Raw genomic sequence first — 12,845 nt, 5'->3', positions numbered from 1 at the left:
AATAAAAGGTATGGCAAGGAAAATTCCGAAACCAGTAGGCAATACGCAAAACGTCTTTAGAGCTATTCTTCAAGTAGTCTTCAGTGCATTTCTCAAGATATTGAAAAATAGGACGGTAGCGATGGGAGAACGCATTGGTACTGCTACGCAAAAGAAATCAACTATTGGAACTATAGAGAAACCAACTATTGGAACTACAGGGGAAGGACTTATTCAAACTGAAAAGGAAAGGGCCGCTAGTATTAAGAAGAGATGGGAAAAAGTACGAAAGCAGTATAACTTGCCTGACGATAATAATCGAGACAAAACTATTAAGAATATAGAAACTACGGGTAAATCGCTCGAAACCCGATTTAAGGAGTTACAGGCTGAACTTGCAGGAACGAGGTCTACGGCTTCGGCTTTTCAGAAAGAAAATAAGCTCCAATCCGCTCAACCAATTGAAGACATCGACGGCAAATTAAAGCAGTTTAGGGAAATGGTGCAAAACGACGCCAAGCTGGAAAATCTAAATGCATCTGAACCTATTTCAGCGCTTCCCGACCTGGGACAACAGCCTTCTCGATCAAATGGCCCGCAGGCTTCGACCGATGTGACCCCTCAGCAAAGCCCAATCCCCGTGCTTGGCGATCAATCAGTTTTAGAAAACACTGATGTTCAACAAGTACCGGATGCAGTGCTTGGAGAAATTGAGCGTGCCGGACAACAACAAAATGAAACGGGCGAAAATAACACCCAAACAACTGCTCCGACAAATCCCCAAGACGGACCCAATGCAAGCATTGATGATACTGGGCATAAAGATAACAATGCTATTTCTATCATCAATTCCGATGAGATGGTGGCGAAAGTCGTTGACGAGGCAATACAGCTACCAAATAATCAACAACGAATGCTTTTCGACCTGTACTATGCATTGGTTAACGACGAAAAGCAATATTTGTCTAGGGTAATCGATGAACCAACGACACTACAAGAAGAAAATACGGAATTGCAGCTGGTGAAGGTCTTATCGCTGTTAGAGGGATTACCGGCGGAAGAGGTAAACAGGGTGTTGGAGAAATTAACCGGGCTAACTGCTGAATTACAGGAGAATATGGATCGTATAGAACTTGTTCCGGCTCTCCCAAATTCAACAGAAGAATTAGAAATTGAGGAATCTGGGCAAACTCTGGAAAGCGCGAATGAATTTGAAAAAGCGACGTGGAAACGCCTAGACGAAATTGCTACAGAAGATTTAATGCTTCAATTAGACAAGCTAGGCGCGGATCCCAAGACATATGAGCTCGCTTCTAAGGAACTGGGAAAAAGACTTTTTGAAGAACCTACCACTAAAATAAACGATGGTGAACAGATCGTTCCGAAGCAATCGGGAGATGATATTCTAGATAGTAAATTTGGTGAAAATCAAAGTGTACATAGTTTCGAAGGTTTTCTGACACCCGTCAATGAAATTAGGGTTGTTGTGATGCAGAATGATGTTAAGCCGACATCACCCTCTACTGCTAATGATTACAAAAGCGAGATAGGTCCGCTAGGTAAAGGGCTAGAAAGAATTCGCAATAAAGAGAATAAGGAACAGATAGCTCCGTTACGTGAAGGCTTAAAACGGTCTCGAGGTAAGGGTGCTCAACAAACACCCTAGTGTTAAATCAAATACTGCTTAGCCTGTTTTTACGGGTCAACATCCAAAGCGTAAAATTAGTTTTATAACTCCAACAGTACGTTAATTGATGACAAGGTAGGGTTGGGGTAATTTCACTGTGATTCTATTATTTGAATTGTCTTTGCAGGTAGATGCTGCTTTGAATTTACAGTAATGCGGGCTTACAGATAATTATTTTCAGCGCAATTTCAGGAATTGCACCCTCCTGGGCTTATACTACCAAATATGATTTATACCTTTTGTGGTAGGCTGTCTAGATTCGGTCAACAGAAGCTCGGTACCCTTCGAGACCATTTTGTATAGAACCTCTCTATAAAACGGTGACGTATAGAGCGATAATTCACCAAAGATAAGGAGGGTACACAAAAGTTGCTGGTATATAACCTTGGTGCAGAAAATAGATGGCGAGGGGCAGCAAAGGTGGCTTGTACACCTATCAATACTTTACCAGTCTGATAAGTTCATTTTGGGAATTTTGTATCAAATACATTCCGGAAGGCCAGTTTTGTACATCTATCTCCGAGTGCATAGTGCGTAAAATACGCTTGCCACTATTGTCGTAAACGGTTACATCATTATTTGAACCGGAAACTTGAATAAAATCTTTCGCAGGGTTGGGAAACACCCTGAATGCATTCGTAGTTTCGGGTACGACATCTTCAAGGGCCGAAATTTCGGGTTTGGGGTTCTTGGTAACCACCATATCGCCGTATTGTACATACTCATCACGTAATCCTTCTTTTACGGGCAGTACGTTCCCTTCGGCATCGAGGCCCGAACCATTACGTATACGGCGATAAATTCCGAATTTTATACGTTTGTACGTTTGGGAGTCTTTCCATGAACTCGTACCGGTATACAAAAAGGGGCCGAAAATGGGCTCTTGGTCCTCCGATTCGGCATGGGTAATACTCAATTCAAGATATGCGTCGGGAAATTTCGCGAAGGCCACCTCTATTCTAACTTGAAGCCATTTGCCAAGAATATTCGTATTGGTGTTCCTATACCTCGTCTTAGGAACTTCAGGTGTAATACGTCGCATAAGCGCGCCGTCAAAATAAATGGCCCCGTCGACCATATTTAAGGTCAGTTCGGGAATACCACAAGCACAACCCGTTTCATCTACATTCTTTATCTGAAAGAACGTACCGAAACCGGTACTGTCCATAAAATCCTTGTCAAATTTAATTTTAAATTCATAGCGCATCACATCGTTCATACGGCCTTTTACATCCTCGTTGTTTTCAGCCGAAATCTCGACCCGCTGTTTGTAGTGGCGATCTTCACGGCAACTATCTATATCCTCGGTAACATGAGCGTTGAGCTGCCACACGTTTTTTTCCAGAAAACCGTCGTAGACCTTTGAAAAATGCGTCCCTTCCGGATGACATAGGTCTTTATCGCTTCGATCGGGGAATTCAGACCAGTTACGACCTAGAATTTGCAGCATGTCCTCAGCAGCGAATGTGCTATGGCCAGGCTGTGGATTTATTTCGGTGATTATCTCATTCTCACCGCCCGGCTGGCAATAGGTAAGTGCGTGAATAAAGGCAATGCAAATAAAGGATACGATTCTCATATAGCTATAACTCACCTATCGGGAATAACGTATACTTCCTTTACCATTTATTTTGTTTCGGTACAGAAGATATCAAACGTTCCGCGATTCGAGGGTCAACATAATACGTATGATCGGGGTAGCACTACTATTTATGAATACCTATTTTAAAATGAATTTGGGGGAAAAATAGGCTTCAGAACACTATAGTACGTAGACTTGTTCCACGTTTATAAGTCAAGACCAAGAATTCGAGCAAAAGACATTCAGCAATGTATTGAAAAATGGTGTTTCTGTGAGGGTTGTTAGACCCCTGTGGTTCCAAAATCGTTTGTGTAGAGCAGGAAGGGAACATCTATAAATACGACATATTTTGACGTTATGCTGCCGAGGGTGCTAAATATCGGTAAAAACGTTGAATGATTTAGGGCGCTTCGCCAGTAGCCTAGCGGCTTTAATAACAAAAGACGCAGAGATAAGCCTGTCTAATTCTGGTTGGCCACGAAGTAACGAACCTGACGACTGTTGAGAACCGTCAATATAGTAGTAAAAACAGTTTTATCTGTAAATTTCATATAAAATGAACGATAACACAAATCAAGAAAGTCAAGAAATACGGCCAAGTAGAGCCACAACGGTAAACACCCCGATCAATCCTTACGTCGCTTGGTTTCAATCGCTCCCAAGGCACTTGGCCGAGTATCTGAATAGCGCAATACCGAAAGAGACTCCTAGATTTAAGAGATTGTCGGCGCGGCTCGCTTTACAAAGAGAAAATTTATTGAAAACCCGACTAAACAGAATTCGGAACGTAATTATACCCATCAGGCAAAAATTAATCTTCAAATCGATAGATAACATAGAGAAGCTACTTGAAAGATGTGCTCTTGCTCGTATAAGAAGACAACGTGCTTTTCTTCGTTCTTTCATTCAGGACGACAATAACGGATTACCTGAAATATCAACAGCGCCTCAGGTAGGGCTAGGAATTGATGATACCCTTTCTATTGAGCGCTTGGCCGTAATGGCAAGTAGCCTTCGCCTTACAGGGTTCAACCATAGTAGCATTAACTCTTCTAGTGTGACTCGTAGTTCTAATACGAGGGGAAATACACTTTGAATCTTTTACGCACATACAAGAAGATTCAGCTATTAGAAAATACCGGGGCCAAAGCCGAATATCGACTTTCAAAAATAGCAGCGGTAATGTCATATAGGTTTAGAGAGAAGTTGAAGATGTCCAAAAAAAGTTTGAACGGTTTTAAGACAGGCTTTTTAAGAACATTAAATAGAAAAAATGGAGAACGAAATTGGAAATCAGGAAAGCCAAGAAATACAGCCACGCAGACCGTCAATGTCGAGCGTACAAAGCGAGGATTTCGCCGATTTTTTTGAATTGTTTCCAAGGTACACCGCCGAGTTCTTGAACAGGCGAATACCGGAGGCCCCAGAAGTTAAAACGCTCACTACGCAGATTGCCGGATTGACAAGGGCATTGCGAAATACCCGAAAACACAGAATTTTGAATGCCATCATACCGTACAGGCGAAAAGTAATACGCTTTTTGATAGCTAATTTGGAGAAGGAGCTTAGAAGGTCGACACTTGACCGTAGAAGACAACAATTCGAATTTTTTTGTGAGGTGGATCAAAATCAGTCTAATTTCGATAAAATAGCGGCAGCACCGCAAGTAAGCTCGAAAATCGATAATAGGGGGCAACGTACCGACCCAGAGCAGCGTCCTATAGATATAAATACCATTTCGATTGAAGGGCGCCTGGCCGAACTGGCGACTCGGCCTAGTACCTCCAAGTCATTAAATCATAACAGAAGTTCCTCTTCTGATGAGGGCTGCAGTACTACACCGAAGCGGAGGGGAAATAGACTTTGAGGCTTTTATGCGGATATAAGAGATATGAACAATTAAATATTGTAGTTGGAATCAAAAACAGGCGTTTAAAACAAGCGGGAGCAATTTCACAAGTTTACAAAGAAAGATTTTCCATGCAGTTTGAACGGCTTTAGGACAAGTTTTTTAAGTAGTAAACAGAAAAAAAATGGAAAACGATACTAGAGAAGAAATTCAAGAAATACGGCCAAATAGACCGTCAACGTCAAATCTTCAGGGGCAGTTGCGCAGCACTTGGTTCGAAACACTCCCACGGCCCACGGCCGAGTTTTTGAATAGCGAAGTGCCGGAGACTGATAGTTCTAAAGTGCTACGCTCCTTAATCGATAAAGAAAAAGAAAAATTGCTAAAAACCCCGAATAACAGGATATTAAAAGCAATTACGAGTGACAGGGTCAAGGCCAGTATTAAAAAGATCAATACCTTGGAAGAACAACTTGAACCCCATACGGTTCAACGGCGGAACGAGCAATTTGATCTTCACCGCGCTTTGCATCGAGACAATGTGCCCGTAGATTTCATTTCTACAGCACCCAGGCAGGGTGTAAGTATCGATGATACGACTCAAAGTCCCAATTCGGTGCGCCAGGTTATAGAAAGGAATACTGTTCCGATTGATACGCACCTGGCCCAAATGGCACTTCGGCCTCTTCCCTCTAGGCCATTCGATGAAAATAGCCGTTCTTCTTCCGATGAGGGCTGTAGCGCTACACCGAAGCATAGGGGAAATAAACTTTAAGTCTATTGATCCCCTATTTTCTAAAAAGCTATCGATGGTAGGTCAAAGATTACAAGCGCTTGAAGTTAGACCGGTTCTAAACCGCTTTGTCGCGAAATGAAAATACGCCCCCACAAAAGGTGCCATTATATAGGTCATATTCCGTACCTGAAAAAGAATGCCGTAGACATTCGGTAGGGTTTTAAAAAGCAGGTCGTCCCGTAAATTATAATGGCAAGACGGTGTGGTAAAATACCGAGCCTAGGCCCGATACGGGACTTTTCAAGGTTAGAAATTTATGATACCATTCGACACATCGGATGCGGGTACCATTGCGCCTCTGTAAATGAATTTGATTCAGGCAAACCATCTATCGACCGACAGCGGGAGGAAAATTTAACAGAATCGCCTTTGGGGGGAAAAGGCTCTTAAGCGTACTTGTACATAATGCATACCGCCAATAACCACTGCTGCCAAAAACAATAATTTGTGTAAATGTTGAGAAACGGCAGCAATCAAAGTCACTTGAATAGATTGCTATAAGAAGAGCTTGATGCTATGGTAAATAAAGGGGATAAAACAGTGCAGCAAAAAATGAATCGCTTTAGAAATATTTTAAATAGAATGCTTGCTGTAGTACGCCTTATTTGCAGCGGAAGGGAAAGGTCGATAGCACCGATCGAGACGCCATTTTCGGCCGTCGACTATGATATAGCTGGCACTAGTAGGAAGCCAGCACTATCCGAGACTGGCCAAATACAGAAGATAAAGATGAAAAAGGGACGTTACCCGGCATTCAAACAAAAGAGGAACAACTCTCTAAAGCAAAAGGATACCGCGGTAATAAAAGTTGAGGATATGGTGCATTCAGAAAATGATTTTCATATTCAATACGGTTTCGATACCAATCCTGAGCAAGCACAACTACTTAAAAATGCAATTGAATACGCACGGAAAAACCATGCCCAAGCGCAAAATGATCCAAGAATAACCGATAAAGATAAGGAGGTTGGTAACCCGGAGGGTACTGACGGCGAGAGGGCGACCACACATAATTCGATAACCGCCGAGACTGACGATGGGAATCGACGGATTCTATTGGATAGGATGCAATCAACCTTACGAATAATTAAAGTGGCCGGATTGCGTTCGTCGGTTACCGCGGGGAGGCGAAATCGAGGCGCAGACGTTGACGAAGATCGACAAACTGTTCCCAAAGATAATACGAACACGGTCGACAAGACCTAATGAACATCTATCAGTAGCACCAAGACAGCCCAGAATTAAGGGGCTAAATGAACAATTTAAAATTTAAACAATGCAAATAAACAGGGTTGAAATCGAGCGATTAAAAGATGAGAATCTACAGTTCCTTAATAAATTAAAAGTAATGCCCCCAGCAATTAGAGGTGCCTTTACCGTCGCATTACCCTTCTTAGAGAATGAAAAATGCAAAGCGGTACGTCAGATTATTAATGACGTAAAAAATGTTCAGCATTCTACTAGTGGGGCGGAAAGTGAAACGTCAAAAGAGTTGGTTGATCTCGCAAAGGAAATATTCTTAAATGAACGTTATAAATTGTTTTTTGACAATAAAGCTATACCGGAAGCCGTCGCGCTCTCACAAGGTAATACAAATCCGGTAAACCGACAATCTCCGGATAACATGGTAGCAAACCCGTTTGCGGACCCTAACATCGCCTTGGTAGCTCGCCAAGATCAGGAATTGTTAAATAGCTTTAGAGAAAATGTACGCGCTATATATGCGGCAGAGACACTGTCAACTATGAAATTGGAAACGTCAGCACCTATTGATTTAACAGCGATGACCCAAGCGAGTAATCTCTCTGATAATCTAGGGCCATCAAGAACTCCCACCCGGTATAATCTAAGATCAAATCCTTCTGCGAATACTTCTTCTTCCTATAATCTCAGGTCTAAGAACAGGCCGAAAGAGGCAGGAAGTAAACCAAAGAGAAGCGGTCCAAATCTTTAAAAACAGATAGATTTTTCTTCGTCGATTTATGGTGTACTCCGATTACCTTGCGAGCAGGCAATAAGATGTGTTTAAGTTTTAAGGATGTATATCAAAAATAGGACATAAATCATATCGTAAGATAACCTTCCAGGTGGTTTTAAATTTATGGTCATCGACCTGTATATGCTAACGGAGCCGCCAACATTAATCGAGTATGATGAGTAAAAACGAACAACATAGGGAAAGCAGTTCCAACAAAAAGGGACTTTTAAATCGTCTTTGGAAGAAATTAAAAGTCGTTTTGCGAAAAAATCGCGGTTCAAGTGCAATTGAATCGTTGTCAATTGCTATGAACCCAAGAACAACAGATGTGCCTAATAGGGTGGATTCTGCTACCGATTTAGGCAACGCTGGCCATCTGCTGCATGCCAATAATGCCTCTCTATCAAGCTTGAATACACCTTCCGAGCGGTCAGGTCTTGAAATAGTATATGCGGATGCACATCTCGGGCATTACCATCAAAACAATGTATTGGATTTCGACTTTTCTGTAGCGGGCAGTTTTAATAGTGTGAGCGCGCCGGGTACGCCGGAGCAGAACGAAAATAGGAGAAATTCGTCACTTTCAAGCGATTCGGATGCGCAGCCCATGGTGGGAATGCCACCAAGAGAGGGAGATTCACCAAGTTGGATACCCTACTTACGTTCTTTTATCGGATTATTAAAAACTTTTGATGTGTCGACTCCGGATAGGAGTCCTGCATATCCAAGAAGTATACATACCTCCAGTACAAGTGCTTCCAATGCTAGCGAACGATCAAATTTGTCAATATCCCGTTCGGTCGCATCATTTAGCACGGCGCTAAATAGTTCCCGTACTTCTTCTGACCACAGCAATCATGATCATTCTAACGACAAGCTGCCACTGTCTGCTAGTGCTAAATCACTACAAAGAGGCTTATAGAAGATATTAACTTTTGCGATCACCTGAAATATTGTGTAGGTTTTAGGCTATATGTCACCCTTAACTTTGAAAGGACACTTCGCCGGTAGCGGATTTTTTCAGACCGATGATATACTTAGCCATATGTGAACATTGATTTGCACTATGGTCTAGCCACCATTCGCTGTATGACGAATCTTCTATTTACAATGGAAATTAGTACCGGGATGTAAGGAAGATTTGTCGCTTAAATTCAAGATAGAGCCTTCGAAAGTAGATTGAATTTGCCCGAGTAGCTTTCTTGGTTTCGCAACCACGTAGCCTTGTCCGCTCCCTGCATTTTAGTTCATCTTCGTTTTTATCTACTAGCGCCCAAAAAGTAAGTCGGAAGTAGTTAGTATAAGTTTAGGGCTATACCAGTTTTTGGCGCTATGCCTTATTTATCCCAACTTAGTGCAGGCGATTTCAAAATCTCTTGCGCTCGTGGAGTTTTAGACATGTATGTAGGAAAGGAGCTTGAATTTGAAGAGCACATATTGCCAAGCCTGCCCTTCTTTAATATTGTGGTCTCCTGCGATTCGAAATAGCAATCGCGCTGCTAGCGCGTTACAATTCGCCAGAAAACGGATGTATGCTTAAGAAATAGTGCTAGTTATCTTAAATTCGTGGCCATACCATCTCTTCTAATCACGAAAAACCGGGTTCGGCCAAGTTCTTAAAATTTGGTGATAAGTCATTTTAAGACGGTTGGTAATGGGGCCTAAGACGTAAAGCACCCGTCACCCAAATTTCCACCCAAAAAGCTTGTCTTGGCTAATCGTAAACCACTTAGCTTTTAGAAGGGTCCGCTACCATCTAGCCATGCAGACGGAAACCAGTATCTTAATTGTTTGAATCCCTATTATTATTATTATTGAAAAGTGTAGAAAGGGGCCTTAAGACTTGTTTTACCAAGCGAATATGAGTGGTACACATATAAACATATTTTAATCAAAAAAAACGAGCATATCATTGATGATGATAGCTCGCTCTTTATCAGCTCTTTAAATGTTTTGAATACCTATGATCTTAAGCCAACATTAGTAGTGCCGCTGTGGCATGGTATCAGCTAAATCGAGGTTTGCTTCGTTTTGAATGCGGACTTTTTGGCGGAAGTCCCGGTTTTCGGGTCACGACCTTGTTGCGTGGTTGAACTGCCTTGGACGGAGCGGAAAGATCGGCCAACATATCGATCGTATTTTTCGATTTACCGATTTCTTGTTGGCGAACGGCTTCGTGCTTTTCGATTATCATCGCTTTCTCCGAAGCCGAAAGCGGAACTGGATTGGGTAGTATCTTATCATTGTTCAGTTTGTAATCCGGTACTTCGTTTTGATTTTTTGTTTCTTCGTTCATAATGTAAAAATTAAATATTAAAATGTATAATGGCGTATATGCTTGTTGCCAAGTTTATATCGCTAAAAGCTTTTAAAAACATGGCGGTCGCAACGGTCGTTGGCATTAGTATTTTGCGGCATGCGTTTTAGCCGCGCTATAGTAATTAGCTCCTAAAATGCAGCGAACGCTACCGACACGGATTATGGACGTTTTCGCTTGTTTGGCGTATTTGAATTACTCGCTCTTGACCTTTTACTCTCCTTACGAGCCGAACCTCCAGGGTTGGGGGCTGCGGTTCGTGCGGCCACATGATGTTCCTGGTTAATCGGCCTTTTTAATCCGTCGAGGGTTGAATTTTCCGTTCTCTGTTCATTGGTGGGAGCATTTGCTGTTGCATCGGGCTGTACGGTATTGGTTATCGGTTCGCTCCGCTGTAATTGCTGTACATCGGTATTTGCTACCTCATTTGGTTGTACGGTATTGTTGAGCGGTCCTTGGGGCTGCTGTATTTGGGTATCGGGGTCTGCAATCGCACTTGGCTGTACGTTATTGTTGAGCGCTCCTGCGGGTTGTTGTATTGTGGTATCCAAGGGGTCGGAATTGTTCTGCGATCTATGGATTTCATTAAGGCTTTTCCCTACTTTCGTCAATGTATTCACGTCATAAATTGAAAATTTTTCGGATGGTTCGCTCAATTTTAATCTCAAAGACTTAAGGGTCAACTTGTCCATCGGTTGTGTGACATTTTTTTGATAATCTGGATGAAAATTTTCCGAATTTCTCTTGGCTCCCTCTTTTAAATAATCGATAATTCGTGCCGATGTGCTCTCAATAGTTTCCGCTGTTGCATTAATGTTTTCTACAGCTTGTGTTGAAAGTTTAGTCAGGGTTTCGGGTACGATCATAGACTTTTTTAAAGTGTGAATTCTTCTGGCATACGCCTTAGCCTTATGGAATACGGCATCTTTTCTGGCTTCTTCCGAAAGACTATCGGGAATTTCCGACTGCCTAAAAGTGCGCGCCACATCGGTGAAAGTATTCCGCTCATTCTGGTCAAGGTATAAAGTGGCTAGCCGCTGTGTTTCTTCAGGGAGATTATTGAAATCATTTTCTAGAACAGTTTCCTGAGGTTTAAGACTCTCTATCGCATCTTCGTACTGTTCCGTCGTGTAATAGTCCCGCTCGAATTCGGCATCACCAAAACCGAGTATCGCTTGTTCACCAATGGGATCAATTACATAATCTTCTTTCAATATAGGTGCTATCTCTTGCGGTAATTGTTCCTCTATTGTTGCCGCTTGTTGATTTGCGGTCATTTCATCTCCCACGCCCTCATTTTCCAAATTTTCGAGGGTAGTATTTTCAATGGTTGCAGCCGTTCCTTCAGGTAAAGGCCCTAATCCTTGTCGCAATTCCTGCTCGGTAATCGCTAACTGTTGCTCTTCGGTCAACATGCTTCCCCCAGGCCTATCGATAATTTCTTGCAGTTCTGAGTTGGTAAGTCCTCCCAAGGGTCTGAGAGTAAGGGTTTCTAAAGCATTGTTACGTTCTGCATTTACATTAATAGCACTATTATTAATGGCATCTTCAGGTAAAGGCGCTATCTCTTGCCATGATTGCTCTTCTGTAATTGCAGCTTTTTGGTCTGTGGTCAGATCGATTACCTCAGGATCCTTAATTATCTCTTGCCGTTCTGAGTTGGTAGATACCTCTGTGGGTCTAATTGTTGGGGTTTGGATAGTATTGCTAAGTTGTGGTTGCATAGATTCAGAAAGTATCAGGGTTTCAAGTGCTTTTTCTACAGAAGGTTGTTGGAAAAACATTTTTAATTGAGCGTTGTCCATTTGTGTTGTGGCTAGCTCAAAAATACTGCTCATCCTACTAGGGTTTGACTCCCGAGCGCCAGCCTGCCTATAAACGTTATTCCATGCTGTTATGTTTGCATTATTAAAGCTTGGACCTTGAACCATATATAAACGAGAAAACTCTGGGGGTAATTTGTGAAGTATATTCCGTAGTTCTTGGTTTTCTTTTTTGGCCTTGATGATTCCTTGCTGGATATCTCTTTCCGATACATTCATAGTCTATGTTTTTTATACTTGTTACGGGTTCGTTCAATAATGTTATCGCATGTACCTATTATCGATTCAAGCATTCTTTTCGTTCGAATAGTCATGTTTTTTAAAATGCCTTCGATAATATGTACAATAGTTTGTTCAATATCCTAGTAATCAAAACTACCGAATACCCCCAAACGCTTTTCTGAATGATTCAATTTTATTCGATTGCGGGGCTGTCGGGGGTAGCCGGAAAATGAGTCAACGGCCAACTCGACCTAATGTACATATAGGCAGTCGGGTAGTGAGCGCTTAACTTTTGAAAGCGGAGGTGAACTGCAAAAATGCCGCTTACCATAGCAGCGCACTCCTTTCAAGACTTTTGAACGGAGCGTTTGGTGCAAAACCGATCAATTCATATTGTATATCTTATCTATTCAACAATATTTCGATATCAATTGAAATAGCTCTGGGCGGATCATTCGAATATTTTGGCCATTCCTTTATGGGAAGCCTTTATCCAATAGGGTACATGGTGGCCGAAGCGATTGCCCAAGTTGATAAAACCCACAAGTGAACAGCTTTCGAATAGGTGTATCGATTATAGTTTTTCAGCATTATTTCAGCTGGCATCGATTT

At 42.0% G+C, this 12,845-nt stretch carries 9 protein-coding genes; 6 read left to right on the top strand and 3 right to left on the bottom strand.

The window, feature by feature from the left end; all coding sequences use genetic code 11:
- The first annotated feature begins 10 nt into the window (after window positions 1–10).
- Window positions 11–1,645 carry a hypothetical protein gene (locus FGM00_RS11225; RefSeq protein WP_138852993.1) on the top strand — a complete coding sequence of 545 codons (1,635 nt, stop codon included), beginning with the start codon at window positions 11–13 and terminating at the stop codon, window positions 1,643–1,645.
- A 457-nt stretch (window positions 1,646–2,102) separates the two neighbouring features.
- On the opposite strand, the gene FGM00_RS11220 is transcribed toward FGM00_RS11225, so the two are convergent.
- Complete coding sequence (locus FGM00_RS11220; protein ID WP_138852992.1) at window positions 2,103–3,245, bottom strand: T9SS type A sorting domain-containing protein; 1,143 nt, start codon at window positions 3,243–3,245, stop codon at window positions 2,103–2,105.
- 1,276 nt (window positions 3,246–4,521) lie between these two features.
- Here FGM00_RS11220 and FGM00_RS11215 point away from each other — a divergent pair.
- The 5 genes from FGM00_RS11215 to FGM00_RS11195 all read left to right on the top strand — a co-directional run bounded on the left by FGM00_RS11215 (window position 4,522) and on the right by FGM00_RS11195 (window position 8,793).
- Complete coding sequence (locus FGM00_RS11215) at window positions 4,522–5,115, top strand: hypothetical protein (protein ID WP_138852991.1); 594 nt, start codon at window positions 4,522–4,524, stop codon at window positions 5,113–5,115.
- 166 nt (window positions 5,116–5,281) lie between these two features.
- Window positions 5,282–5,872 carry a hypothetical protein gene (locus tag FGM00_RS11210; RefSeq protein ID WP_138852990.1) on the top strand — a complete coding sequence of 197 codons (591 nt, stop codon included), beginning with the start codon at window positions 5,282–5,284 and terminating at the stop codon, window positions 5,870–5,872.
- A 603-nt stretch (window positions 5,873–6,475) separates the two neighbouring features.
- Complete coding sequence (locus FGM00_RS11205; RefSeq protein WP_138852989.1) at window positions 6,476–7,099, top strand: hypothetical protein; 624 nt, start codon at window positions 6,476–6,478, stop codon at window positions 7,097–7,099.
- Window positions 7,100–7,169: 70 nt separating this feature from the next.
- Window positions 7,170–7,847 (top strand): hypothetical protein, encoded by a 678-nt coding sequence (locus tag FGM00_RS11200; protein WP_138852988.1) that lies wholly within the window; start codon window positions 7,170–7,172, stop codon window positions 7,845–7,847.
- Between the two features lie 331 nt (window positions 7,848–8,178).
- Window positions 8,179–8,793: a hypothetical protein gene (locus FGM00_RS11195; protein ID WP_138852987.1), complete on the top strand. Its 615-nt coding sequence runs from the start codon at window positions 8,179–8,181 to the stop codon at window positions 8,791–8,793.
- Between the two features lie 1,083 nt (window positions 8,794–9,876).
- Here the strand turns inward: FGM00_RS11195 and FGM00_RS11190 are convergent.
- Together FGM00_RS11190 and FGM00_RS11185 are read right to left on the bottom strand one after the other, a co-directional pair.
- Complete coding sequence (locus FGM00_RS11190) at window positions 9,877–10,167, bottom strand: hypothetical protein (RefSeq protein WP_138852986.1); 291 nt, start codon at window positions 10,165–10,167, stop codon at window positions 9,877–9,879.
- 182 nt (window positions 10,168–10,349) lie between these two features.
- Window positions 10,350–12,026, bottom strand: coding sequence for a hypothetical protein (locus FGM00_RS11185; protein ID WP_138852985.1), 1,677 nt, complete (start codon window positions 12,024–12,026; stop codon window positions 10,350–10,352).
- Between the last annotated feature and the right edge of the window lie 819 nt (window positions 12,027–12,845).

The organism is Aggregatimonas sangjinii (genome assembly GCF_005943945.1).
GTDB classification, from domain to species: domain Bacteria; phylum Bacteroidota; class Bacteroidia; order Flavobacteriales; family Flavobacteriaceae; genus Pelagihabitans; species Pelagihabitans sangjinii.
This window is presented reverse-complemented; position numbering and strand designations above follow the sequence as displayed.